Genomic DNA, 25,724 nt, shown 5'->3' with positions numbered 1-25,724 from the left:
TGCGCCCATCAGCAACGGATGTACCGAACTTTCTCGCTTGGGCGTAGTTAACCGGTATTTGGCGGCCCTACGATTGCATCATCACTTTCATCAAGCCATTGGGGTGGTTATATGAGCATGGACCCGGAATTCGCCGCGCGGTACCTGAACGAGCAGGACCCCGACGAAAGCCCGCCTGTTCGGGGTCTGGACCGGGAGGCCGACATCGGCGCTGAACCGCAGGTCCCCGAGGTGCCGTCGTTACCTGAACCCGAAGCCCCGCCCTATCAGGCGATGCCGGACAACTGGGCAGAAACCACACAAGTTGTGGCCTCGCCCTTGGTGCCACCGCCCCCCGCGCCGCGACCCGACGAGCAGCGCCGCCCGGGTGCACCTTCGCGCCCGGCCGAGGGCGCAGGGGAGTACCGCGAGCCCGCTCCGCGTCACCGCGACACCACCGGCGACTACACCGGTGACCGGCGGCACCAGGCGCCTGCGACGCCGCCCCGCGGTTTCGCCGACGCGGGCTCCGCCGATGCCGGGCAGGCCCTCTCGGGGCCGTTCGTCGATTACTCCCGCGGCCCGGCCGCGGCGCACCGCCCACCGTCACAGCCCTTTCCCGCCCGGCCTTCGCAGGCACCGTTAGCGGCCAACAATGGCGTAGCGCGCGAGTCAGCGCCGCTGTGGGATGCCAGCGGCTCCAGCTTCGCCGACGCATCCAACGCTCCGGCGCTGCGGGCCGAGGACGTCGTGTCCGCGCGGAAGTTGCCGCCCGAAATGGGGTGGCGCAAGGCTGTGTACCTCGGGTCGGCCAAGACGATCAATCTCGGTGCTGGGCCGGCCGAGCAGCAGCTGCGCGAGCAGATCGACCTCATCAAAACCAACATTCCGGGCAACTACCTGATCGGCGTGGTGTCTATCCGCGGGGGAGTGGGCAAGACCCGCACCACCGCTGGGGTGGGAACTGCCTACGCCATCCACCGCAAGAATGAACCCGTGCTGGCGATCGACGCCAACCCCACATACGGCGCGCTGGGCCGCCTCATCGATCCGACGGCCACCGCCTCAATTCGAGAGTTCCTGGCGGACAACAACCTTCACAGCTACCCGATGGCCCGGCACTACACCGGCAAAAACAAGCCCGGCCTGGAGGTCCTGGGGGCCAACCAGAACGTAGCCAATCCGTTTGACCTCTCACCGGAGGCCTTCGGGGCAGTGCTGCGCCGGGTACGCCGCTTCTATCAACTGGCGCTGGTCGACTGCGGCCCGGAGATCGAGCACCCCGTCATGCAGACGGTGCTATCCCAGGTCGATTCGCTGATCATCGTGGGCACCATGAATTTCGACGGCGCGGCCGCAGCGGAAACCACCATCAAATGGCTGGCCGCCCGTAGCGAGTACCAGGCCCTGCTGCGCCGCTCGGCGCTCGTCCTCAACGACGTGTACAACTGCGCCGACAAGGATTTCATGGCCAAGGTGCGCGAAACGATCGGCCAGCGCGTCGGCGGCGTCACCTCGATCCCGTGGGACAAGCACCTGCGCGATAGCCCCCAGCTGGACTGGGATGCGCTGCGCCGCGACACCCAGTACGCCTACCTGGGTGTGGCCGCGTGGATGGCGCAAGGCTTCCGTAGCGGACGGACGGCACTGCGGTGACCTCGGTTCGTGATGCCCCGGTAGCCGCTGGAGCGGGGGAAGAATCCGAGCAGCTGCGCCAGGTGCTGGTCGCGGTCATGATCAACGACATATCGATCGGCGTGCGCCTCGACGCCGCCGCCGCGATCGGTATTCAGACACCAGCTCTGGTCGACGTGCTCAACAGCCGCCTGAGCGAGATCGGCAAGCCCCGACTGTCGGTCCGCCCGAACGATGCGGTGCCGGGACGCGGACGGTGGGCGCTGTGCTGGGTCGACGGGACACCGTTGAAGCCCAAGCGCTCGCTCAGTGAACAGGGCGTCCTCGACGGTGCCACCCTGTGGCTGCGTTTCATCGACGACGCCGAAACGCGGATTCCGGTGATCGAGCACGTCACCAGCGCCATCCCCGCCGAACTGCGCAAGCACTGGCCGTCAGTAACACCGCCGTGGGCAGCCCGGGTGGGCGTGGTCCTGGTCGCCATCGCCATGTTGCTGGTCACCGCGCTGCTGCTGCGCTGGCGCTACGGCCACGACGACGCGATCGCCAGCGCAGCCGCCAGCGTCTGCGCTCTGGTGCTGATCGTCGCTGCCTCCGTCACCGGCATCCGCTCCTCACGCACTCGGCGGGCGGCCGGCGATGTTCGCACCGTCGAGCCTGAACGAGCAGAGGTTCTGCGCGCCGAACTGTTTGTCGCTGACACTTTCCTGCTGCTGACGGCCGCCACGACCGCGGTCGCGGCCGCGCTGGCCATTCCTGGTCCGCTCGGTGCCGTCCATGCGGGAGTGGGTGCCGCGGTCACCCTGGCCGCAGCGGGGCTGATCATTCGATTCACCGGCCGCCATATCGCCCTGTGCACCGCGGTGGTCGTCATCAGCATGGCCGCCTTGGCCGCCGGGGTGGCGCGGATGCTGCTGGTCACCTCAGCGGTGACTCTGCTGGGCATTGTGCTGCTGGTGTCCCTGGTGTGCATCAAGCTGGCGCCGGGCTTTGCGCGCATGCTGGCCAACCTCCGGCTGCCGGTCTTCCCGTCTGCTAGCGGGCGATGGATCTTCGAGACTCGCCCTGATCTGCCCAATGCCGTGGTGGTGCCCAGCGGCGACACCCCCACGCTCGAAGGCCCCGAGTCGGTCCGCAACGTGATCATCTCCGTTGACCGAGCCCACAGCCTTCTGACCGGCCTGCTGGCCGGCTTCTCGGGCCTGATGGTGATCAGCGCGACCGCACTGTGCGATCCGCGCACCGACCAACGATGGCTGCCCGTGGTGGTCGCTGCGACCAGCGCGGGGGCGATCCTGCTGCACGCCCGCTCCTACACCGACAGGCGTCAATCGACCCTGCTGGCTGTCGCGTCGGTCGCCATCGGGCTGGCCGTGCCCCTGCGCTACGCAGTCGGGCTGTGGTCACCGGCGGCCCTGCTGATCGGGTGCGCCACCATGCTGGTGCTCACCGCCGCCGGCCTAGCGCTGGCGTCGATCGTCCCGACGCACGTCTACAGCCCGATGTTCAAACAGATCGTGGAATGGGTGGGCTACCTGCTGCTCATCGCCCCCTTCCCTCTGACGTTCTGGCTGATGGGCGTGTTCACGGCAATCCGGTACCGCTCATGAACACCGGTGCTGCCGTACGCAGCGCGACGTGCCTGCTCGGCGTGACCCTGATGGCGTTGGCACCAGCGCTGGCGACCGCGCCCACCGCGGTCGCCGTCGCCCCGCCCACCATCGATCCCGCAGCCGTTCCACCGGACGGACCGCCCACCCCGCCAGAACCGATGAAGCAGGGGGCCTACTGCCCGCGCGTGGGCACACTCCCGGGCACCGACTACCGGGTGCAGCCCCGCTATCTGGACATGATGAATCTCTCCGAAGCGTGGCAATTCGGCCGCGGCGCGGGCGTCACCGTGGCGGTCATCGACACCGGGGTCAATCCCCACCCGCGCCTACCCAACCTCATTCCAGGCGGCGACTTGATCCGCCCCGGTGTGTTCGGAGGCTCTGTTACTTGAGTGCCTCCTCGGTTTGAGGGTGCTGGAGGCGATGGTAGTAGAGCGCTTCGGCCCGGTCCGGTGTCAGGTCCTGGCAATAGCCATTGGGTCGCTGACGGTTGTAGAAAGCGACCCATTCGGCCGTTGCCAGGGACAGTTCGGTAGCGCCGGGATAGAGCGGTTGATGGTCGATGAGTTCAGTCTTGTAGCTGCTGTTCACCGATTCGGCCAGAGCATTATCGAAACTATCCCCGACGGTGCCGATTGACGGCAGTATGCCTTCGAGGGCCAGGTGCTCGGTGAACGCCACCGCGGTATATTGCGAACCCGCATCCGAATGATGAACAAGATCAGCCAAAGTCGTTGCACCGGAACGCTTCCTGGTATCGATAGCGTGATTGATCGCATCGGTGACCAGCTTCTGAGTCATCTCGGTGGCCACTTTCCAGCCCACGATCTTGCGGGCATAAACATCAGTGACGAACGCCGTATAGGCCCAGCCGGCACGGGTGCGGCAATACGTGAAATCGGCGACCCACAACCGGTCTGGTGCACCGGCGACGAAACACCGCCGGACCCGATCCGGAGCCCGAGTCGCTGCCGGGTCAGCGACTGTGGTGCGCACCCGCCGCCGCTTGCATGCACCACGCCAACCCATTTCCCGCATGACCCGCTCCACCACGGTTGCGTCCAGCAGAGTGGTGTACGAGTCGGACCTGATTAGCGGTACCGGCGTGTCGTAGCCGAGTGATTGAAGGTCATCGCGTGATTCTTCGAGGGACCGTCCAAAGTCACTCGAGCAAAGAAGGAACACACGCGATGACCACTGTCCACGATATCGACCTGCAGCAGGTCCTGACCGAGCGACTCACCGCCGCTCATCCCGACGTGCTGCGCGAGCTGCTGTCGATGTTCATCCACACCCTGATGGGTGCCGAGGCCGACGCACTGTGCGGCGCCGGCTACGGCGAGCGCAGCGGGGAGCGAACCAACCACCGCAACGGCTACCGCCACCGTGACTTCGACACGCGGGCAGGCACATTGGACATCGCCATCCCGAAACTGCGGCAGGGCTCCTACTTCCCCGATTGGCTGCTGGAACGACGCAAACGCGCCGAGCGGGCCCTGACCACGGTGGTGGCCACCTGCTACCTGCTGGGCGTCTCGACGCGGCGGATGGACAAACTGGTCGGCACGCTGGGCATCTCCGGGCTGTCGAAATCGCAGGTCTCGGTGATGGCCAAGGAACTCGACACCGCCGTGGAGGCGTTCCGCACGCGGCCACTCGATGCCGGGCCGTACACGTTCGTCGCGGCCGATGCCCTGGTCCTCAAGGTCCGCGAGGGCGGTCGCGTGGTCAACGTGCATGCGCTGATCGCGACCGGTGTGAACGCCGAGGGTTACCGCGAGATCCTCGGCATCGACGTCACCACGGCCGAGGACGGGGCGGGCTGGTTGGCGTTCTGGCGATCGCTGACCGCCCGCGGCCTATCCGGGGTCAAACTGGTCACCTCCGACGCGCACGCGGGGCTGGTGGCCGCGATCGGCGCCACCGTGCCTGGCGCGGCCTGGCAGCGCTGCCGTACGCACTACGCCACCAACCTGATGGCCATCACCCCGAAGTCGTCGTGGCCGTGGGTGCGCACGCTACTGCATTCGGTGTATGACCAGCCGGACGCTGATTCCGTTGCTGCGCAATATGATCGGATCATCGACGCGCTCGCCGACAAGCTCCCCAAGGTCGCCGAGCACTTGGAGAATGCTCGCGCGGACCTGCTGGCGTTCACCGCGTTCCCCAAGCAGATCTGGCGCCAAATCTGGTCCAACAACCCCCAGGAACGGCTGAACAAGGAGATCCGCCGTCGCACCGACGTCGTCGGCATCTTCCCCGACCGGGGCGCCCTGATCCGCCTCGTCGGTGCCGTCCTGGCCGAACAGCACGACGAATGGGCCGAATCCCGGCGCTACCTCGGCCTGGACGTCCTCAGCAAATCACAAGCCGTCCAGAACTCACCGACAGAACAGGAGGCCACCACAGAGGCGCTCACCGCCTGAACCATCAACTCGAAGAATCACCCGACGACGTCGTACACCACGTCCCTGGACTTGACCTCCACCACGCACCGAGAAACATCGAGTCCATTGGTGCGCAACACAATCCATGTCTTCCGGGCACCGAGAACCTTGAACAGTGCCGAAGATCGCCGCAGCCGCCAGATAGCGTCAATAATCTGCGCATCAGCCAGATCGGCTTTCGACGGGCCACCACGGGCCCGATGCGCGTAATACGTCGACGGGGCGATCGTGACGCCGTACTCATCCAGCACGGCGCACATCGACTCGACACCCCACTTGAGACCATCAGCGCCCACCCGGTGTCCCTGGTGGGCGCTGATGAACTCCACGACTACTGAGAGGGCCGGTCCAGTTCGGCCGCGAAGAAAGCTGACGCCGCCTTCAAGATCGCGTTGGCCCGCTTGAGTTCGGCGTTCTCCCGACGCAGCTTGCGCAGGACTTCGGATTCCTCACTGGTCTGCCCTGCCCGCACACCACCGTCGATCTCGGCCTGGCGAACCCACTTACGCACCGTCTCAGCAGTACCGACACCCAGCAGATCAGCGACTCGACCCATCGCCTCCCACTCCGACGTCGAATCGCCACGCAGATCCACCACCATCTGCACAGCTCGCTGCTTCAGCTCCTCCGGATACCGCCTCGATGACTTCGCTCCCACGTGCCCATCCTTCCCAAAAGAAGAACTCTCCGGACACACCGGGGCGGATCAACTACGTCTCTGACGGTGACGGCCTGCAGGACTGCGACGCACACGGCACCATCGTGGCGTCAATCATCGCGGCCCAGCCCGCGGACGGGAAGACGCGCCTTCCCCCGCCGCGCCAAACGCGGCGTCCCGACACCGTTCCCACATCGGAAGCCCCACCACCACCGCCACCGACACAGACACAGACACAGACACAGACACAGACACAGACGGTGATCATTCAGGCCCCGCCGCCACCACCACCGCCACCACCACCGGACGCGCCGCCGGCGGCCTGGCACAGCGACGGCGGGGCGCTGCGCGTGCAGCCGGTCGACTTTCCGGGGCCGATGCCGGCCGATGATCCGCCCCCGCCCCCGCCCCCGCCACCAGCGCCCGTGATTCCCCCTCCGGACGCCTACACCGGCATCGCCCCGGACGCGCAGATCATCTCCATCCGGCAATCCTCGCAGGCGTTCAGCCCGGAAAACTCGTTCGGTAACGAGGATCCGGAGACCCGACGTAAGGCCGGGGACATCGAGTCGATGGCGCGGGCCATCGTCCACGCCGCCAACATGGGCGCGAAGGTCATCAACATCTCTGAGGTGTCCTGCATGAGCGCACTCGACGTGGTCGATCAGAAAGCACTCGGCGCAGCGATCCGCTACGCAGCCGTCGACAAGGATGCGGTGATCGTCGCGGCCGCGGGCAACACCAGCAACAAGGATTGCAAGCAAAACCCGATCTATAACCCGTTGAGCCCGAACGATCCTCGCGACTGGGCTGGCGTGACTACGGTGGTCACCCCCGCCTGGTTTTCCGACTATGTGCTGACGGTGGGGGCGGTGGATGCTGACGGTAATCCGCTGACCGACCTGAGCATGGCTGGCCCGTGGGTGTCGATCGCCGCACCAGGGACCAACATCGAAAGTCTGTCGGCCCGCGACGACGGCCTGATGAACGCTGTCGAGGGCAAGGAAGGTAACGACACTAAGCTGATTAACCCTGGGGGAACATCGTTTTCGGCTGCGATCGTCTCTGGGGTGGCCGCCCTGGTGCGCCAGAAGTACCCGACGCTAACCTCCCACCAGATCATCAACCGCCTCATCCGCACCGCGCGCCCACCGGCCCGTGGGGTGGACAACCAGATCGGGTACGGCATCGTCGATCCGGTTGCCGCGCTGACCTACAACCTGCCCGACGGAGATCCGCGCCCGCCTGAGCGCATTGCTGATCCGCTGGTGTTGCCGCCGCCTCATCCAGGACGGGACATGTCCCCGGTATGGATCGCGCTCGGCACGATCGGCGCCGTGGCGCTGCTGGCGGTCGCCGCGGTCGGTGTGGCGGCCATCGTCCGCAACAGGAGGATGCAGTGAAATCGACCTCCCCGATCGGACTGCGGCTCACCTGGTGGCGGGTGATCGTCGCGTTCGCGGCGACCGTCGCGCTGCTGGCCGCCGGCACACACCTGTGGCACGGGCCGGTCGCCCTGGCCGTGCCGATCACAATCGCGGTACTGCTCGACGCGGCCCTGCTGATCACCTGGCGTCAGGCAACTCTGGCGGCGCTGGCGGGGGGGCGGGTGCTGCGGCGGAGCGCGGCCGCCACCGTCGAGGCGCCGGTGTGCCCGTACCGGCTGCGCTGGACCACCGATGAATTGGCGATCCGCGGCGATGACTTCGAGGCGTTGGCGGTGGTCGCCGTGGACGGCCCCTCGCACACTCCCTCGGTACTTGATCAGCACCGGGTGCAGTCCGGGGTCCTGCTTCCTGTCGATGTGGTGGCCAGGGCGGTGCAGCAGTTCGATGTGCAGCTGGCCGGGATCGACATCCACAGCGTCGGTCGGCGCCGGGCCGCACCGGATCATCACCATTACGCGGCCACCTACTCGGGGATCATCGCCGACTACGGAGCGGTCGGGCAGCGCAGTACCTGGTGTGTGTTGCGGATGCGCAGCCGCGACAATGCCGGGGCTATCGCCGCCCGCGACTCGGTGGCAGCGACGCTGGCCGCCTGCGCGCGGCGGCTGGCTGTCGAGCTCGGCGCACACGGGTGCCCGTCGCGGCTGGTGGATCCCGCCGAGCTGGCCGAGCTGGACGCGGCGATCGCGGGCCCGCTGGCCGGTGGCGCCCAGGCGCAGTGGTCGGCTCTCGTGCACCCCGCCGGTGCGGTGACCAACTACTGGGTGTCACCGCAGGACATCACCTCGGCGACGTTGGATCGGCTATGGGCACCGGATACCGACGCCACCATGACCAGCATTCAGCTGCGACCCCGGCCGGGCGGGTCGGTCTCGGTGGGCATGCTGGTGCGCTACGCCACGGCGGGCCCGCTCAAAGAGCCCCCGCTGCGGGGGCTCAACCCGCTGTCGGGGCAACAGGAGCAGGCGCTGCGTGCCACCCTGCTGGAGCCCGCACTGCCAGCGCTGCAACTGCCGCACCGCGAGCTGGGGGCCAGGGAGAACCTGCGCGCACCAATGGCCGCCACCGGGATTCTGATCGGCACGACCGCCAAGCACCATCCGATGCTGGTTCCCCTAGGCGATGCGCGCCCGGGTCGGCGTGCCTCGGTGACCGTCGCCGGGGAACTTGCGCTGCTGTTTCAGATCGCCCGGCGCGCAGCCGCCACCGGTTACCGGGTGGCTGTCGTGTCGGGCCGCCCGGAACGCTGGCGCAGCGCGCTCGCTCCCGGCCTGCGAGTAGTCCGCGCGGTGCCTGACGAGCTGCCCGATGGCGGCCGAGACATGATGGTCGTCTATGACCACACCGGAACGACAGGCAACCACCCCACCGCCGCCGTCACCGTGCGCGCCGTGAACCCGGGAACGGCCAGTGTCGCCGATGTACACCTGGAGCAGGACTCCAACAACACCGCGGTCATCCGCACGGCCGAATTCCGGTACCGGTTACACATCGACGTGAAGTCCGAACGCAACGACATCGCCGCCGCAGCCCGGCGCGTGGCGTGATCGGGCGAGCTGACACCACAACATATTTCGAGAGGGATTACCGGCGATGACCACCACGCAAGCCAGCGACCCCGCCCGCGCCGCGATGACCCGGGGCCTACTCGCCTCAGGCATCAACGTCGATGGCGTCATGGCCGGCCACAACCCAACCGTGGCCGCCGACATGTTCAAAAAGGCCACCCAACTCGACGCAGGCATCTGCGATGCCTGGCTGGCCCGCATCGTCGCCGGCGATGACAACCTGGAAGTCGTGCAGGCCGCCTGGGATGCCCGCGAATCCTATGGCAGGGAAATCCAACGTCTTAGCCTGCGCGGCACTGCCTTTCGGCCCATGGTCTCCGATGGAGTGTTCCTCAAGCTGGAGATCACCTCCCGCGATGCGTTGCGCGCCGCTCTCGCGGTCGCGCTGATCCGGGAGAAGCGCTACGCCCAAGCTCACGCGCTGCTGTCGGAAGCCGACCCCGCCGACCCGTTCGACGCCGACTCCCACCTCTACGCGCGCGGCCTACTGCACTTCCAGACCAAACGCTGGCCCGGTGTGCTGGCCACCTTCTCCACCGACCGGGTGTGGCGGCTACCGATCTACGGTGCGGCGGCCTCGGCAATGGCCGCGACCGCGCTGGCCTCACTCGGTGTCTTCGAAGACGCCTTCCGTCGCGCGCAGAAAGCCGTCGACAGCGACCTGCTGCCGGCCGCGGCGACTATTGCCCTCTACACCCAAGCCATGTGCCTGCGTCACCTCGACAAGGCCGACGACGCCAATCAGCTTCTGCGGCGCGCCTATTCGCGTGACGCCCAGTTCGCGCCGGCCCGTGAAGCGCTCGACGACCAGACCATCCGCCTGCTGCTCACCAGCCCCGAGGCCATCGAATCACGCACCGACCCGTGGGACCCCGACAGCGCACCCTCGAAGGAAGCCGCTGAGGCGGCCAAGCACTCAGCGGTCGCCAGCAAGCTGCTCGCCGAGGGGGACGCCGAACTGAACGCCATGCTCGGCATGGAGGCCGCCAAACGCGAAGTGAAGCGGATTCGTTCGACCACCAAGGTCAATCAACTGCGCACCAAAGCCGGGCTGCCGGTGCCGGTCAGCTCCCGGCACACTCTGCTACTCGGTCCGCCGGGAACCGGCAAGACGACCGTCGCGCGCTCACTCACCAAGCAGCTCTGCGGGCTCGGCGTGCTGCGCCGACCGACCGTGGTGGAGACGCGCCGCTCCAAGCTGCTCGGCCGGCACATGGGCGATGCCGAGAAGAACACTGAGGCCACCGTGGAAGGCGCGATGGGCGGGGCGTTGTTCATCGACGAGATGCACAACCTCTACGAGACCGGCTATTCCGGCGGTGACGCCTACGGCACAGCCATTTTGGAGACCCTGCTGCCGTACCTGGAGAACGACCGCGCCGAGCTGGTGGTGTTCGGGGCGGGCTATCCGAATGCGATGGACCGAATGCTCACCGCCAATCAAGGTCTGCGCCGCCGCTTTCCGACCGTGATCCGGTTCGAGTCCTACACCCCCGATGAACTGTGGCAGCTCACCGAGCTGATGGCCTCCGAGTACAAAGACGTTCTGGCCGAGGGGGTGGAAGCGACGCTACGGCCCGTGTTCGAACGGTTTTACGTGCAGGAGAACAGATCTCCCGACGGTGATGTCATCCGCGGAACCGACTGGCTCGGCAACGCCGGCTTCGTCCGCAACATCATCGAAAAGGCGCGCGATCACCGCAACAACCGTCTGGACACCGAGGACCTCGACGCGCTCCTGGCGCAAGACGACCTGTTAACCGAGGCGCAGCTGCTGCCTTTCCAACAGCTCATCGCCGAAGACGTCGCCGAAGGTGTGGCGGCGGCGGTCTCGGATGCCGAATCAGACAGGAACCCACTGCCATGACGGCAGCGCGGACACAAGCGGGCACGGCACGGCTGTGAAGCCGGGCGGGTCTGGCTAGTGGCGCGTGGCAAGACGCCGTGGGCGGCGACAAGTGTGCCGACCATCCGGCGACAGTGGTGTGAGGCGATGGATCAGACGGTGCGCGCTCGCGTCGCACAGATGCAGGAAGCCCGCGCTCAACTCGCCGCAGCAGATGCGCCCCGCGGCTCGGCGCGGCGAGTACGCCAAGCGATCGATCGCGTGAGCGCGGCAGTGTCGGAGATGGGTGACGACGCTGCAGCACTTCATGAGGCCGCGATGTATTGGGTCTCTCGCGACATGGTCGGGGTGGTTCACGATGCCGCGGCAGGCCTGCCGGAATGGACGCCGGCCGCAGCGGTACCCGCGTCCACCGGTCTGCTGTGTTGGGCCCGCCCCATCGGCGACGTTCCGTATGGGCCGGGAGCCGAAAGTGGGGGTGGGCATTCGGTGCCCTGGGACGCGCTGTTTTGGCGCACCCGCTCAGACGGGCTGATGCAGCTCGTTCCCGCGAGCCGTCTGGCGCACGATTCCGGGTTGGAAACTCCACTCGAGATGTGGTCACCGGTGTATCCGGCCCATTCAATCCTGTTGAATCCCAACCATCCACGCACGCAGGAAGTCGAGGGGGACCCGGCCGCTCAGCCGTTCGTCAGCATCGTCGGGGCGGCGTGGCTACTGATGAGCCAGGCCAACGTGTCCACGCTTCGCTCGATCGACTCCGGGGCGGCCCCCGGCACTGAGGACAAGTCCGCCGATCGCGACACCGACCCGAGTGCCGGTGAACCCGGCCCGGTATCTGACCCCCGTCGCCCACAGCCGCCGTCGACGGTAACTCTGGTCGAGTTGCGTCCCCGCACAGCGTCCGGAGACAAGGCTAGCCGAGGCAGTCGTTCACGCACTGATGCGCGAACGCACCGATGGCCAGTCGCGCCGTTTTGGCGCCAGCAGGCCTGCGGCCCGGGCTGGTCGCAGCGCAAACCTGTCTACGTCGTCGAGCATGAACGGGGGCCCCGTGACGCCCCGTTACTGCCTAAAGATCGTGTTCACGTCCTGAGGCGGTAGCGCCTGTCGACTGACGGCAAGGGCGGCACGCCCGCGGTCAGCTGTTACAGGTCGAAGAGAGCCAGCTGAACTGGCTTACGTCGTCCCAGCGTCGTCTTCGCGCGTGTCTCTTTATGCGCGATTGCCTCGATCGCGGCGCTGAGGTAGCGATTTTCGGTGGGAACTTGACTGGGCTCGTAACTGTCGGCGGATTGCATGACGAAGCAGCGCCGGCAGCATTTTGGTGTGGGGTTCGCAGAGGAACGTCTCGGCGGGGATGTCGGTGCCGCAGTTGGCGGCACCGCACGTGTGCTGTTCGGCTGCTGCAACTGTCAGCCCGTGCGGGCTATTCATGACTGCCTCCACGCGGCCGTCATGGCAGTGGGTTTGGCAATCATGGCGTCGGCGTCCTCGAAGTACCGTCTGGCGTAGTCCCGCTCGAGCGGTGTGCTCTTAGGCTCCAGGAGGACCTCGCCTGCACTGTCGCGGGCCGAGAGGGCATACTGCCGGCGGTGGTGCTCGTCGTCAGCCCGCACGGCGGTGTGTAGGTCGGTGCGGGCACACGCGAGGGCGGGGTTTGTCGACAGGGCTGCAGCGTGCACGATCGCCCGGTGGTGGGCACGGCTCTCGGTCATGACCGGTCCCGTCCTGGGACGGGCTGCGGGGCCTCCTGCGGCGGCATCGGCCGTGTCGGGCGTGCCGTCGTCCCGGCCGGATCACCGGCTGCGGGACCGGAGGCGGGCTTAGCCGGCGAAGGCAGTCCTGACTGACGAGCGGCCGGAAGTGCCGGTGCTGGTGCGGGTTCAGCGCCCCGTTCGCGGCTCCGGCTGCCGTTGGGTGGCTGTGCGGGGGCCGACGACTGTCGGTGGCCAGCTCTGATCTTGGAGGCTGCGCCGACCGCGATCGCAGCGGGGATGGCGACTTCGGGGGCCAGGACTGCCGCGCCGGCCTCTGCGGCACCGGCAGCTCCGGACGCGCTCGTTGCCGCGCCGGCACCGGCCCGTGAGGCCGACGTCGCGGCGGCCGAGCTGCCGGGCTGACCAATGGCGGTGGTGGGGGGCGAGGTTGGTGCTCCTGGTGTGCACCCGGCGGACCCGACTCGTGTTCTCCCGGCCGGCGGACGGCCGGGCACGGCGGGCTGGGTGATTGTTGTGCTGGATGTGGAGGTGTCTTCGGCTCCGGGTGAGCGCGAAAACCGTTGGCGCGCCTTGTCTGCCAGGTCGCGACCCTGGGTCAGTTTGTCTTGTGCGCGTTGGTATCCGCTGTTGCCGAGGTGGATTGCTTGCCGGACGGTTTGGACGAGGTCCTGGCGGGTGTGGTCGTGCAGGATCTCGCGTTTGAGGTACCAGAACACGCCGGTGGCCACCACCGACCACAGCGCGACCAGGACGAGCATGGCGACGGGGCTGGTCATGCCGACCTGGGAGGCTAGGCCTCCGGGGGCGACGGTTTTGAGGATCAGCAGGGCGGACACGCAGGTGTAGAGCACGTAGACGAACACCAGGAAGGCGTGGCGGAAGAACTGTTCGAGGCGGCGCCGGGCACGCCGGCGCGGGGCACCGTGGATCATGGCCGGGCCCACGGCGAAGATGGCCATGACCGCGTTGAGCAGCGCGGCACCGCACACCATGATGTAGCTGTAGGTGACGTAGGTGACGAACACCGCGAAAACCAGCCCCAGCAAGCAGAATCCGATGCCGAGGGCGAAGACACTGCCGTCGATGCTCTGGGCGTAATGCAGCGCCTGGGGGGCGCCGCAGGAGGACATGGCGTGGGCGGGGGCGTCGCGCACCCCGCTCATGATGGCGGTCGACCAGGCGTTGCCGCAGCTGCCGATGGAGTCGACGGTGGTGCCGAAATTCCAGATCTGCAGCGGCGCGCGCAGTAAGGCGTCGGCCAGCACGCTGGTGAGGTGACTGAGCTGGCCGGTGGCACCGCCACCGGCGATGGGTCCGTTGTTGGTGGCCGCCTGGGCGACACTGAATCCCAGGGTGCGGGCCTGATTGATCAGTCCGTCGTTACCAGTGAGTTCGCCCAGGGGGTCGCGGGTGAGCCACAGGCCGAGCATGCCGATGGCGAAGGCGGACAGGATGATGGCTGCTCCGTGGCCGCGGCGCCCGTGCCAGAGGATGTGGAAGGCACCGACGCCGATGCCCAGGGCCAGGCAGATCGGGAAGACGTGCAGCTCGACGAGCAGCTGCCGCAGCGCCTCCAGGATCGGTTTGAACCAGATGGCCAGCCAGGACATCCAGGTGCTCGACATGGCGAATTTGAGCAACCACAGCACCGCGGCGATGAGGAAGATGTAGCAGGACGCCTGGGCTTGGACCCAGCTGGCGACGGTTTCGTGGGTGAGACCGGTGGTCAGCGCGTGAGCGCCCCACTTCACCCAGGAGCCGGGGTCGACCACGCTGACGTCGGGGCCACCTTCGGTGAGCGCTTCCATGGTGTCGACGGTGGACAGGAAGTACGCGCCGATCGGCACGCCGTAGCTGTCGGTGATACCGGTCCAGTTCAGCGCGGCGGCCATGGTCGCGGCGGTGGCCCGGGGGGCGGTGATCAGCGCCCACAGTGCCAGGGTGTGAGTCGCCAGGACGAAGATCAGGACGCGCCGCAGCCGAGGGTGCAGGGCAAGCTCATAGCCGAGGCGCTCGGCGGCGATGTCGCGCAGCGGACGCGCGGACAGGACTGCGGTGGTCATCAGGCGGCCCCTTGGTCAGGTGTGGTGTCGAAGGCGCGGTGCAGGGCGTCGTCGGGTTCACGTGCCACCTGGATCGCACCGAGGCGGCGGAATTCGTCGACGAAGAAGGCGCGCCCTTCGAGGTCTCCGCGCCCCTGCACGCTAGCGCGGCCGGTGCCGTCAAGGTCGTCGTCGAAGGCGGTGGGATCGCGCATCTGGTTGGTGGCCGCCTTGGCGAGGAAGAAATCATGGAACTCGGGGTACTCGTCGAGCGGCAGCCCGACGCTGGACCCGACGGCGCGGGCAATGCCTTCCTTTTCGAAAGGCACGATGATCTGCTGAGTGATGAATTCGTCGCCCATCAGCGCCAGGTCCTTGATCGGGTTTTGGGTGATGATGAGCATCCCGGTGTAGTGCTTGCGGGCACGGCGGCTGATGAGATGAGCGTCGCGGGCTCCGGTCCGCGAGTTGAGCAGCGGGCCTGCTTCTTCGAGGACCAGAAGCCCAAAGCGCTTGGTGTTGTTGAAGAAACTGACACGTGCGAGGCGCACCAGCATGCCGTAGATGGCGATGGAGGCACGCTGGCGGTCACTGAGGGCGGCGTACAGGTGCGGGTTGGCCATCTCTTCGGCGTCGGGAAGGTCGAGGCTGCCGGTCTGCCAGATCGTGACGTCGAGTGCGGCGAGGTCGGGAATGGGCAGGGTGTCGTCGAAGATGGCACGGGTGAATTCATAGGTGGCCCAGGAATCCAGAGCCAGCAGGACGGGGCGCAGGTCCTCAGCCAGTTGCCCAACTTGCGTTGAGCGGGTGTCAGCTTCCCCAGCGGGGGCTTGGATATCGCGGATGTAGCGCATGAGCGCCGCGGTGCTCGTGATCCCAAGAGCGCGGCGCGCGGCCGGGGTGAGCAGGGTGCGCAGGCGTCCGACCGCGACGCTGCGCACGTCGAGTCCCAACATGGGGATCATGTAGTCCAGCCAGTAGGACCCGGCGACCCGTTCGGGGAAGATGCGCAGGGCGTCACAGCCGAAGTCACCGCCGGCCATGTCGATGACCGCTTTGTTGGGGACGTCGGCCAATGCTGTTGCCCATTCGCCGTATTCGTCGGGTTCAACGATGAAAGCTTGGGCGCCGCGCTGCAGTTCAGCTTTGACGATGCGCTTGGCCGTGTAGGACTTTCCGTAGCCGGGTGCCCCGGCGCAGATGAGGCACGGGTTGTGGTTGCGGCGCGCCGTGCCGGGCAGGTCCAGGAGCACGGCGCTGTTGTTGGCGTTGCTCTTGTTGAAGCCCAGCAGCATGCCGGTGGCGTTGCCCAGCTGGGAGGAGATCAGCGGGACGAAGCGTGACCACTTGCTAGCGGTGGTGGCATGACTGAACTGGTCGGCGCCGCTCTTATGTTGGGGGACACCGGGGTTGAACACTGACCACAGGCGGGTGTGGACGCCACGGTAGTGGCGGATGACGATTTGGCCGGACTGGGTCATTTCCTCGCGAAGCCGTTTGATGCTGTGGTCGAGGGTGCGAGCATCGGCGGCGCCGACGTGCACAAAAAACCCCGACGACAGGGGTTGTTCGTCGATGTTGGCCGACAGGAGACGGTTGTACTCGGCGATCTTGCGTTCGGTGGCGTGCAGCTCGATGTAGCCGTTGCGGACGTCGCCGCGGTGGTCGTACTGGTCATCGATGTTGCCGCGGGCCCGGTCGTTGCGCCGGAACTCCAGCTCACGCGGACGGGCGGTGAGATTGATCGCGAAATCGAACACGGCACCGGTGTCCAGATCGTCGACAGCAGAGAGGAATTCCGAACCGGGGAACACGATCCCGCCTTCCGGTGCGTCGACCACAGGCAGGATCGCCTGGTAGCTGTCCGCGACGGCGAGCCCACCGTCTGCGGGCGAGACGCGCATGTACTTCTTCCAGGACGGCAGGGCATTGAAGATGCTGGGCCGGCGCGGGCGGTTGTGTTGATCGCCTTCGTCGAACGCCGCGGCGGGGAGTTGGTCGGCGGCGATGCTCGTGGTGTAGCGCCGCCGCGGCAGAGGTTCTGTGTAGGTGCCTAGCCACGTGTTGTGCTGCCAGAACCACGCGGACATGGCCGGGGTCACCGGCATCGGCGCGAACTCCGGGGGAAGCGAGTTGGCGATGTCGAACGCCAGCTCGGCGTAGGCGCGCAAGGAGGAATCGGACTCCTTGTCCCGGCCGGCGAACCAGTCTTTCAGCTTGGTGGCCGACCCGACCACGTTGTGACCGGCGCGGCCGGCGTCGACGGGCACCATCAGCCAGTACAGCCGCGTCTTGGGAGCCTGCTCGGCGAGCTGCTCGGCGACCTGGGCGCAGCTGGCCAGCCAGTCGCTGCGATCGCGATAGCCGTGCACCATGGCGCGCAGCAGCTGGCGTTGGTCCTGGGCGACACCGAGACCGTAAAGCCAACTGTCGGCAGGCAGTTCGCGCCCGAGCAGCATGTGCAAGTCGGCGACACCGGTCTTTCGCCGGATCGACTGCAGGTGATAGGGCAGCCCAGAGAGCAAGAATCCGGCGTACACCGAGCCGTCGGCGCCGAACCACAGATTGTCGACCAGTTGGGGGCGGGACAGGATGGCGGTGTCGGTGCTGGTCTGCACGGTGGGCCGGACCGCTGCCCGCAGAGCCTTGAGGCGAAAGGCGAGGCTGGGCCGGGTGCGGGGGACGAGGGCGCCGAGTCCGGTGAGAGCGGCGGTGACCAGGGCCCCGGCGATCAGGATGGCCAGCGCGTGCCCGGAGGACAGGTTGAGCACGGCGAGCAGGATGGTGGTGACCGCTCCCACGACGGCGGGAACGGCCACCCAGATCCGCAGCGGCTTGTCGAACAGGACGTTGGTGTACACGGGGGTGTCGTGGACACCGGTGAACAGTTGGGCGGTGTCGGTCATGGTCAGCCGAACTGTCCGGAAGTGACGCCGGTGTGCCGGTCGACGGTCTGCTTGGTGGAGACGTAGATGGCGTAGGCGCTGCCGATGACGACGGCGCAGATGATGCCGGCGGCAACCCAGCCGATCGCTGAGCCGATGCGACCACCACCGAAGGCGGCCAGGCCCCGCGCGCCGCCGGCGATGAGGAACAGGATGGCCAGGATGGCCACGCCCATGGTGTAGAGGCCTTGGCTGCCTTGGACGAGGTCGGCGATCGCCAGGATGCGGGTGTCGGCGGTGGCCTCGGTGATTGCGGTCATGATGGATTCCTTTTCTGCGGTGGGTTATCGGGCGGGTTGGCCGGGGCTAGGTGCCACGGGAGTCAGTTGTGCGTCCCCGTTGAGCAGGGGGCCGGGATCGATGCGGGTGATCGTCCAGCTGCCCGAGCGCAGCGTCAGGGTCAGCGGGTATTGCTCGGTCTGCGGCGCGTATCGGTTGGTCAGCTCGTTGACGGTGGCCAGCACCTGGACGGTGGTGCCGTCGGGGGGCTGCTGCCCGGCGTCGACCATGCGGGTGGCCACAAGTGCGGTCATCAGTGCCCGCTGACTGGTGTTGACGGCGGTGATGCCCGAGTCGGTGCTGACGTAGCGTTCCAGCCCACCGACCGGGGTGAGGTAGCTGTTGAGGAAGCCGGTCACGGTGTCGGAGACGGGATTTCCGGTGGGGCGGTTGCGGCCCTTGTCGTCGGGTGCACCGACGGGCAGGGAGGCCGAGTAGTTCAGCGGCAGGGTGGCGCCGCTGCCGGTGTCGTTGATGGTGGCCAGTAGTCCAGAGGCGCGCAGGCCGTAGCTGCTGATGAGCACGTTGATTTGGCGCAGTGTGGTTTCGGGGGTGGCGCTGGTGTAGGCGCGTTGGTTGACCCGCACGACGACTTGCCATTGTTCGACGCCGTCGTAGGCGGCGGTCCGCACGATCTTGGCGATGGTCGTGGAGTCGACGACGACCGGTGGGGTGGTGGGTAGGGAGCGCAGGTCGTCGGGTGCCCAGCAGGTGTTCAGCGCTGAGCGTTGCGCTTCGGTGACGGTGAGCAGCAGGCGTACGCAGTTGACCGCGTATCCGCCGATGTAGTCGGTGCGGTTGACCGCCGCGCGGGCCGGGCCGTCGATGTCGATCGGTTCGTCGGTGAGCCAGCCCCAGATGGTGTTGATTGCGACGATGGTGCATGCGGCAAAAGCGATGACAGCGAGGACGTTTCGGACTGCTGAGCCGCCGCTGTCGAGGCGGCGGCGCCAGGTGTTGGTCAGCAGCGCGGGTGTGGACGAGGACATGGTGTCGTGGGCCTTTCTCACAGTGGGGGGTGGCCGTGGATCGTGATCGAGGAGATCGCGACGGTGTTGTCGACCGGATCGGAGCCGGTTTCGGGGGTGCCGAAGTTGGGGTCTTGACTCGGCGCGGTGCTGGGCTCGCCGCCGAGTGGGGCGCCGAGGATGCCGGGCAGGATGCCGCCGCCGTTGGACGGGTCCGCCCCCGGCGTGGGGGTGCCCGCGACGGGGCTGTCGGCCGGGGGGCGCGACGTCTGCAGGATCACCATTTGGATTTGGGAGGCCAGCACGCCTTGGTCGGGGCCGTTGGACGGCATCGCCTGCGGAACAGGACCGTGGGCGTTCTTGGTGTCCTGGGTGACCACGGTGCGGTCGGCGCCGTTGATGAGAATCCATTGCACACGGGTGACCACGCGGTGTTGCATCCACTGATCGGCGCCGCTGGCGTCGGTGCCAACCCACCCTGGGGTGAGTTCGATGGCGGTGACCTTCATCGGCTTCCCGAGATCGAGGGTCATGACCTGGCCGTCGGAGTCGCGCATGCACACCCACGCCCTCGTGGGATCGTCGCTGGCCACGTTCTGCGCCGAACCGGAGCCGGCCTGCGGGCAGGGTGAGGACGCCTGGAACGGAATCAGCACGTCTTGAGACGGGTCGTTGATCGGTGCCGCCGCCGGTGGTGGCGGCGGAGCGGGCACGGCGCTGACGGAGGATGCCGGTGCGGCCGAGGGACTCGGCTCGATTGAGCTTGATTGCATGCCGACCATCGCGGCTGCCACGCCGATCGTGACCACGCCGACGGCGCCGAGGAAGCCGATTACCACCGGCTTGCTGAATCGCGGTGGGGTCGAGGGCGTTTCGTCGTCTCCGTCGCCTGGTTCCTCGCCGCCGAAGGGGGTTAGGTCGGCGGTCGGGTGCCCATCGGCGTCGATGGGTCCGTAATCACCGCCGTACTCGGGATCGTCGTCGCAGCCGCCGCCGGGGTAGGCGGCGTCGGGGCCGTAACCGTCACCGTGCGCGTAGTCCATCTCCGGTTCATCGCGGTCGTACTGCTCATCTTCTGGGGTCGCGTGGTCGCCACGGTCGCTGGTCGACCACGCAGGCTCACCCGGTTCGCCGAACTCGGCGCGGTCGGGTTCAGAGTCAGCCCAGGGCGCTACCGCGGTACGGGGTGCCGCCGGCATCTCGGAGTCCGGCTCACGGTCGGCTTCTGGGTGTTCATCGACCTCGAACGGCTCGAAAGCCTCCTCGTCGGCGGGCGCCGGTGCGTATTCGGCTTCGTCGATGTGGGCCAGGAAGTGCTCGGTGCTGCTGTAGCGGCCCGCGGGGCTGGTCGTCACGACACCACCGCCGCGCAGCCGGGCCGCACCGCGCACAGCGCAACAGCGCTGCGCGTGTAGCAAACATGACGGTGTGTGGGCCACCAACCGGCGGACATCGGGGTCGTCATCGTGGCGGACGCGGCGGTTCGCCTCGCCGAATTGCTGATCATGGGGACTCCTTTGCGGTACTGATTCTGAGCGTAAGGGCGTCAAATACTCGTTCTCTAGGTCCATAGCTAAAAGGTTTCGGTGATTGTTAGCGTCAGCGTTGTGAGTGCAATACCGACCGATGGACCCGAGCGCCTGCTGTTTTTTCTCACGCAGCGTTTGGCGCAGCTGCGCTGGTCCCGTGAAGAGCTGGCCGCCCAGGGTGGCCCGTCACCGTCCACGGTGTACAAGACGCTGGCCGGGGGCCGGCGACCGACCGAGCGCACCTTGGCGCGCCTGGAGTTGGCGCTGGGTTGGCAGGCCGGGTCGGCGCACCGCGCCTTAGAGGGTGGCGCCCCGTCGATCTCGATAACGCAGGAGGTCGCGACCATCGCCGCGCGGATCGACCGAGAGTTAGCGCGCGGTGAATCACTGGGTGTCACGCGCACGGCGAAAGAGTTGCGCGAGTTTCTTTTGGGCGTCGCTCAAGGGCTGGAGCGCTTCTATGCTGGAGCGGAGCACACCGGTGCGGAGGTCTTCGATGTCAGCGCCGGTTGATCGTTTTGACGAGGTCCGCCGCAGGTGGATCGCGCTGCATCAGCACACGTTCATATTTCAAAAACGGCGGGCTGAACTTCTAGCCCAACAAATTCGCATCCGCGCGGAAATATTGACCGGTGCGCGGGTTGATCCTGCCGACGATAACGTTATTCATCCGCTGTGGATGCGGCCTAATAAGACGCCGTATGCGGCGTTGGATTTCGCCATTGCTGTGGTCGCCGCGGTGCTAGCGCCGATCGGCTGGCCCGCCGGCCGCGCGGTCTATAAGGGCTTCATACAGCTAATCCCACACACCCTGCGGTCCTACCCGATTGCGGCCTTCATGTGGGCGGCGGTGGTTACCGGACTGCCCATGGTCTTGTTGTACTACCCGGACACCACGCTCGCTCAGACGGTGCTGCTGCCGTGGGTGCTCGGCCAGTTACCGGCCACCGCGCTTGCGGCAGGTGTCTACGGGATTCTCGAAGGCTGGCTCGCTGTGGACGGGTCACGCGACTGGTGGCCGATGCGGCCGCCGGCGGCCACCGAAAGCGTCGACTTCGGCCTGCAGCCCGACGATCTGACCGCACCCGGGATCTTCGGCATTTACCCCACCCCCGATGTCGGCGAACGGACCCCGATCGCGCGGGAACACAACGAGAGGAAGAACCGATGACCTACAAGCCGCCACCCACCCCGTTCTGCGGTTTCGTGCGCGAGCCGGCCACCGGCCAACGCAAGGTCGCCGAATCCGGGCCGATGGTGCTGGTCTCCGCCCCCACCGGCACCGGCAAGACCCGCAGCGTGCTCGCCCCGGCGGCCGTCTTGTGGGGTGGCCCGGCCGTGGTTGTCAGTTCCAAAGACGACCTGTTTCAGCTTGTGGCACAACGTCGTTACGGACCGTCCGCGCTGATCGACCTGCGACCGGACTATGACGCCACCTATCCCGGCGTGACGTCGATGTCGTTTGACCCCACCAAGATGATCACCACCCCTGATCAGGCGGTGACAGCGGCCAACACGATGATGCAGATGTCGGCCGTCGGCATGGGCTCGGGTGCCGATTCTGTCTCTGATGCCGGTATCTGGGAGTCCAACACCGAGGGTCCGCTGGCGGCGATGCTGTTCGCGGCATCTCTCAATGGCCAGGGAATGGACTGGGTTCTGCTCGCTGTCGACAACATGGAGTGGGAAGACGAGAAACTGCCCGTCGAGCCTGGTTGGCAGATGGCAGCTGTTGCGGTGCAGGAGTTTCCGCTGTTCTACAACGCGCTACGCCGCACCCTGAACATGGATCCCAAACAGCGCGACAGTATCGCTCTGACGATGCGCAAAGCGGTCATGCCGTGGATGCGACTGTCACTCCGCGGCAATCAGCCCGACGCGTTCAGCGCGGATTTCCTCGACGATCCTGACGCGACGCTGTACGTGCTGTCTTCCCCGGAGGGTGCAATCGCCGGGGCCGCAGTCACCCTGCTGGAGAACCTGGTGAAGCTGTGGCGCGCCAAGACCGCACGCAAGGAAATGATGCATCGATTACTCGTCGTCATCGACGAGGCTGCCAACGTCGCCCCGATGCCGGCCCTGCGGCGGCACGTAGGAGAGGGCCGCGGCCTCGGTGTGAATCTCCTTCTGGCGGTGCAGGCATCGAGTCAGTTCGACACCGTCTACGGCAGCGCCTATGCCAACGAACTGCGTGACATCTTTCCGGCTGCGCTGATCTTGTTCGGTGCTCCAGAAATGGAGATGCTGCGCCGCGCTGAGGAGTGGAGCTTGCAGACCACCCGTCGCACGGAGTCCTTCGATCAGGCAACAGGGTCCAAAACACTGTCGTCGCATACCGATAGCACCCTCGATTACCGAAGGCTGCTGCCCGCCAACAAGGACAAGGGACGCCTGCTCGTCAGAGGAACGCCGGGGGTCGAAACTGAACTTCTCGACTGGTCGGAATTCATTCCCCTGTACGACGCAGAAGTCCAGAAGCTCATCGCCGCCCGCTACGGTCGCGGCCGCGCAAGCACCGCGGGGCGACAGTCAGTGTGGGAGCGCCTGGCGGTGCGTCACCAGAAAGCGATGGAGTCGACTCGGAGGAGCCGATGACCTCCCCGGCGCTGCTGAGCACCCAACCGGACACGAAACACGCCCTTGGCATCAGGCCGGCTGCAACGCCGACGCTGCAGGCGCGGGTTCTCGACGAGCTCGCCCGCCAGACCGGCCCGTCGACGACGACGGAGCTGCGGGCTGCTCTTGACCGGCCCGGCTGTCAACCCGTCGTTATCGAGCGCGTCTACGCCGTGCTGGTCGCACTGGAACGCAAAGGACTGGTGTATCGGCGCGCCAAATCCGTGGGCACCCGGCCGGTGTGGGAGCTGGGCCCACCACCGGCAGCCATCGACACAACGAGGTCAGACACCATGCACTGCACCCCCGCACCGCCGCGCGCCGCCGCGGCCCTGACCGCTCCGACACTCGAGGATCGCATCGCCCGGATCGAAACTCCGGCGCAGGCACGCGACGTGGCCGAGGTCCTCCTGGACCCCTGGGAAAGCGGCGCCTGGCAGCGCTGGAAGCCGCTGGCGAGCGCACCACTGGCAGGCTGGCTCTACACCGCACGCCGAGCTGATGTCAGTAGCCGGGTGGACTGGATTATCAGGGCCCTGGCTCACCGGGAGCGATGGGCGCGCGCCGCTCGCGACATCACGCACGACGAGCAGCTGCATGAGAGTCTGCGCTCGGTATCCCGGCTGGACGATCGCCAGTTCGCCGATGTCGGCTGGATGCTGGTGTTGGCCCTGTTTCCTTGGTCGTCCTGCACGGGCGCAACCGTTCCTACGCCCACGGCCGGTGACTGGTGAAGCCCCGGCGTGGCCCGTGGCTCAGTGGGCTCCTCGTCGCGATGGCTGTCCTGGTTTGGATGGTCGGGCAGGTAATCGGCGGGGTGTTCGCCATGACCACCGACATGCTTTCGTCGTTCCCTTCCGGGCCTGGGCCCGGCGCCGGGTCAGCGTCCTCACAGTTTGCACCGTAGACGAAAGGGCTCACCCCGCCATGATCGAAATCCACACGGCCACAGAAGCCCTCACTGCCGCGCAGCGGCTGCTCGACGCCCAGACCGGCGCCGGTGGTGCCGACTTCTGGCAGTCCTATTCGGTCTCTCCACTGGCCGCGATTCTGCTGACAACAGCGCACGACAACGCCGAGTTCGCCGACCTTGTCGCTGTCCGCGAGGTGCTGGCCGTATCCCCATCGCAGCCAGACGGTCTGCCCCAGGGGTGGGTGTCCATTGCGCAGCGGTGCCCCGACCCGCTCCTGAGCAGCACTCTGCACAGAGCGGCTGGATTGGAGCCCACGACAGCGCGATTCCTTCTGCATAAGCGCCCTGGCAGCGCTCGCACGCTCATGACTTTCCGGCGCAACACGGCCCCCTTGCGCCGCCCAACGACACGGTGAGACATCTCATGGCCCGAGCAAGTCGAGTTCGTGGACCTGAGTGGCGGAGCGTCGGGTGGGCCGAGAGTAGCTGGCCTGGCATCTCGCGCTCGCATTCGCCGCGTGGATTCGACGAACAACGAAGGAGAACAGAAATCATGATCCAGCTCAGACGAAGCACGTTCTGCGTCAAACGTTGATCGCGCTCATGGCGGGTCAGACGCTCGACGAGCACGAGAATCCCGGCGAAGCGACCCTCCAAGTTCTGCACGGACGCGTCCGGCTCACCGCTGGCAGCGACGCCTGGGAAGGATCGCCCGGCGATCTGATCATCGTGCCCGGTTCACGCCATGCACTCGAAGCCATCGAGACATCCACGGTCTTGCTGACAGTGGCGAAACTTCCTGCACCATAGGCGATATCGGCGACGGATCAAGACTGACGCCGTTGCGGCACCGCCAACTTTCGCGGTGGTCGCAAACACTAGGTTGCGTACTGCGACCATGGCTGGGCGGTGAAACCCAACACTGAGACAACCGGCCGCAATCCGCAAAAGGACAACTTCAATGCGAAAAATGACAACTTCATTGAGACCGGACAGATGCTCTGGATTGAAGTATGCTGCAGTGCGACATACTAACTGCGCACTGGATATCGACGGTATCAAGACGGGTCGTATTTCTGCCGGAAATGGTTCCTGGCAATGTCAACCTGAAATGGCCCCGGCATGACGCGGTCGGATTTGGCCCCAGGTGGTGGGCTCGGAATGTGCGAGGGTGGCTGTTAGCCCCAGAAGATGCCGGTGGGGTCTTTGTCGATCTCGGTGAGCAGGTCCTGGACGTGGGTCGAGGGGTCGAGTAGGTCGTAGCGGTGGAATCGCTGGTTGCGGTCACGCCAGTAGAGGGTCCAGATTTTGGTGGTGGCGGTGTAGCGCAGGCGGGCGATCGGGAAGCTGATCCAGTCCGGGCCGAGGTCTTCACGCCAGGGCGGGCGGTGCTCGGTGATGGTCAAATGCCTGGTGGCAATGTCGCATTCAACGCGTACTTCGTGGCGCGCCTCGTCGAGAACTCTTGCGGCGCACCATCGTTGCACGCGTGCGACATCAAGGTCAGGCAGTGTCAT

General features: G+C 66.6%; 20 protein-coding genes and 3 pseudogenes. 14 read left to right on the top strand and 9 right to left on the bottom strand.

The annotated features are described in order from the left end of the window. Positions 1–111 precede the first annotated feature (111 nt). The 3 genes and pseudogenes from Y900_RS27540 to Y900_RS27530 form a co-directional block, all read left to right on the top strand. The gene (locus Y900_RS27540; protein WP_036348481.1) at positions 112–1,635 is read left to right on the top strand and encodes a MinD/ParA family ATP-binding protein; all 1,524 of its coding nucleotides are present in this window, start codon (positions 112–114) and stop codon (positions 1,633–1,635) included. Further along, positions 1,632–3,224 (top strand): type VII secretion integral membrane protein EccD, encoded by a 1,593-nt coding sequence (gene eccD / locus Y900_RS27535; RefSeq protein ID WP_036348479.1) that lies wholly within the window; start codon positions 1,632–1,634, stop codon positions 3,222–3,224. Before Y900_RS27540 ends, eccD begins: the two co-directional genes overlap by 4 nt. A gap of 50 nt (positions 3,225–3,274) precedes the next feature. Continuing rightward, positions 3,275–3,595: pseudogene (locus Y900_RS27530) on the top strand (peptidase S8); the annotation flags it as partial. A gap of 16 nt (positions 3,596–3,611) precedes the next feature. Here Y900_RS27530 and Y900_RS27525 read toward each other — a convergent pair. After that, entirely contained in the window at positions 3,612–4,412 is an 801-nt protein-coding gene (locus Y900_RS27525; protein ID WP_081845393.1) for an IS3 family transposase, read from the bottom strand. 5 nt (positions 4,413–4,417) lie between these two features. Here Y900_RS27525 and Y900_RS27520 point away from each other — a divergent pair, with 5 nt between their 5' ends. Continuing rightward, positions 4,418–5,653, top strand: a complete 1,236-nt coding sequence (locus Y900_RS27520; protein ID WP_036341372.1) for an IS256 family transposase — start codon at positions 4,418–4,420, stop codon at positions 5,651–5,653. 212 nt (positions 5,654–5,865) lie between these two features. Here the strand turns inward: Y900_RS27520 and Y900_RS31920 are convergent. Continuing rightward, positions 5,866–6,275: pseudogene (locus Y900_RS31920) on the bottom strand (transposase); the annotation flags it as partial. 95 nt (positions 6,276–6,370) lie between these two features. On the opposite strand from Y900_RS31920, the pseudogene mycP reads away from it, so the two are divergent. The 4 genes and pseudogenes from mycP to Y900_RS27490 form a co-directional block, all read left to right on the top strand. Further along, positions 6,371–7,735 (top strand): annotated as a pseudogene (gene mycP / locus Y900_RS27505) (type VII secretion-associated serine protease mycosin); the annotation flags it as partial. Beyond that, positions 7,732–9,327, top strand: a complete 1,596-nt coding sequence (gene eccE / locus Y900_RS27500) for a type VII secretion protein EccE (RefSeq protein WP_036348475.1) — start codon at positions 7,732–7,734, stop codon at positions 9,325–9,327. The pseudogene mycP and the gene eccE, both read left to right, overlap by 4 nt. A gap of 46 nt (positions 9,328–9,373) precedes the next feature. After that, entirely contained in the window at positions 9,374–11,215 is a 1,842-nt protein-coding gene (gene eccA, locus Y900_RS27495) for a type VII secretion AAA-ATPase EccA (RefSeq protein ID WP_036348473.1), read from the top strand. A 126-nt stretch (positions 11,216–11,341) separates the two neighbouring features. Continuing rightward, positions 11,342–12,298 carry a hypothetical protein gene (locus tag Y900_RS27490; protein ID WP_081845389.1) on the top strand — a complete coding sequence of 319 codons (957 nt, stop codon included), beginning with the start codon at positions 11,342–11,344 and terminating at the stop codon, positions 12,296–12,298. A gap of 329 nt (positions 12,299–12,627) precedes the next feature. On the opposite strand, the gene Y900_RS27485 is transcribed toward Y900_RS27490, so the two are convergent. The 6 genes from Y900_RS27485 to Y900_RS32565 are packed head-to-tail and all read right to left on the bottom strand — an operon-like array spanning position 12,628 to position 20,504. Next, complete coding sequence (locus Y900_RS27485; RefSeq protein WP_051660510.1) at positions 12,628–12,912, bottom strand: hypothetical protein; 285 nt, start codon at positions 12,910–12,912, stop codon at positions 12,628–12,630. Then, complete coding sequence (locus tag Y900_RS27480; RefSeq protein ID WP_036348467.1) at positions 12,909–14,978, bottom strand: hypothetical protein; 2,070 nt, start codon at positions 14,976–14,978, stop codon at positions 12,909–12,911. Before Y900_RS27480 ends, Y900_RS27485 begins: the two co-directional genes overlap by 4 nt. Then, positions 14,978–17,863, bottom strand: a complete 2,886-nt coding sequence (locus tag Y900_RS27475) for an ATP-binding protein (RefSeq protein WP_036348465.1) — start codon at positions 17,861–17,863, stop codon at positions 14,978–14,980. The genes Y900_RS27480 and Y900_RS27475 overlap by 1 nt, the downstream gene beginning before the upstream one ends. A 2-nt stretch (positions 17,864–17,865) precedes the next feature. Continuing rightward, the gene (locus tag Y900_RS27470) at positions 17,866–18,162 is read right to left on the bottom strand and encodes a hypothetical protein (RefSeq protein WP_036348463.1); all 297 of its coding nucleotides are present in this window, start codon (positions 18,160–18,162) and stop codon (positions 17,866–17,868) included. Positions 18,163–18,186: 24 nt separating this feature from the next. Beyond that, positions 18,187–19,170 carry a conjugal transfer protein gene (locus tag Y900_RS27465; protein WP_157838291.1) on the bottom strand — a complete coding sequence of 328 codons (984 nt, stop codon included), beginning with the start codon at positions 19,168–19,170 and terminating at the stop codon, positions 18,187–18,189. Positions 19,171–19,187: 17 nt separating this feature from the next. Then, positions 19,188–20,504, bottom strand: coding sequence for a discoidin domain-containing protein (locus Y900_RS32565; protein WP_157838290.1), 1,317 nt, complete (start codon positions 20,502–20,504; stop codon positions 19,188–19,190). A gap of 252 nt (positions 20,505–20,756) precedes the next feature. On the opposite strand from Y900_RS32565, the gene Y900_RS30545 reads away from it, so the two are divergent. From Y900_RS30545 to Y900_RS27430, 6 genes are all read left to right on the top strand, one after another. Further along, complete coding sequence (locus Y900_RS30545; RefSeq protein ID WP_051660508.1) at positions 20,757–21,191, top strand: helix-turn-helix domain-containing protein; 435 nt, start codon at positions 20,757–20,759, stop codon at positions 21,189–21,191. Continuing rightward, positions 21,175–21,849, top strand: coding sequence for a hypothetical protein (locus Y900_RS27450; RefSeq protein WP_051660507.1), 675 nt, complete (start codon positions 21,175–21,177; stop codon positions 21,847–21,849). The genes Y900_RS30545 and Y900_RS27450 overlap by 17 nt, the downstream gene beginning before the upstream one ends. Continuing rightward, complete coding sequence (locus Y900_RS27445) at positions 21,846–23,273, top strand: type IV secretory system conjugative DNA transfer family protein (RefSeq protein WP_036348459.1); 1,428 nt, start codon at positions 21,846–21,848, stop codon at positions 23,271–23,273. The genes Y900_RS27450 and Y900_RS27445 overlap by 4 nt, the downstream gene beginning before the upstream one ends. Beyond that, complete coding sequence (locus tag Y900_RS27440) at positions 23,270–24,028, top strand: hypothetical protein (RefSeq protein WP_036348457.1); 759 nt, start codon at positions 23,270–23,272, stop codon at positions 24,026–24,028. Before Y900_RS27445 ends, Y900_RS27440 begins: the two co-directional genes overlap by 4 nt. A gap of 193 nt (positions 24,029–24,221) precedes the next feature. Then, entirely contained in the window at positions 24,222–24,623 is a 402-nt protein-coding gene (locus Y900_RS27435; RefSeq protein WP_036348455.1) for a hypothetical protein, read from the top strand. Between the two features lie 106 nt (positions 24,624–24,729). Beyond that, a complete protein-coding gene (locus tag Y900_RS27430; protein WP_051660506.1) occupies positions 24,730–25,017 on the top strand; it encodes a cupin domain-containing protein in 288 nt (95 codons plus the stop codon). 368 nt (positions 25,018–25,385) lie between these two features. Here the strand turns inward: Y900_RS27430 and Y900_RS27425 are convergent, their stop codons facing one another. Continuing rightward, positions 25,386–25,724, bottom strand: a complete 339-nt coding sequence (locus tag Y900_RS27425) for a DUF3024 domain-containing protein (RefSeq protein WP_036348453.1) — start codon at positions 25,722–25,724, stop codon at positions 25,386–25,388.

It is taken from the genome of Mycolicibacterium aromaticivorans JS19b1 = JCM 16368, assembly GCF_000559085.1.
In the GTDB taxonomy this organism is placed as follows: Bacteria; Actinomycetota; Actinomycetes; order Mycobacteriales; family Mycobacteriaceae; genus Mycobacterium; species Mycobacterium aromaticivorans.
This window is presented reverse-complemented; position numbering and strand designations above follow the sequence as displayed.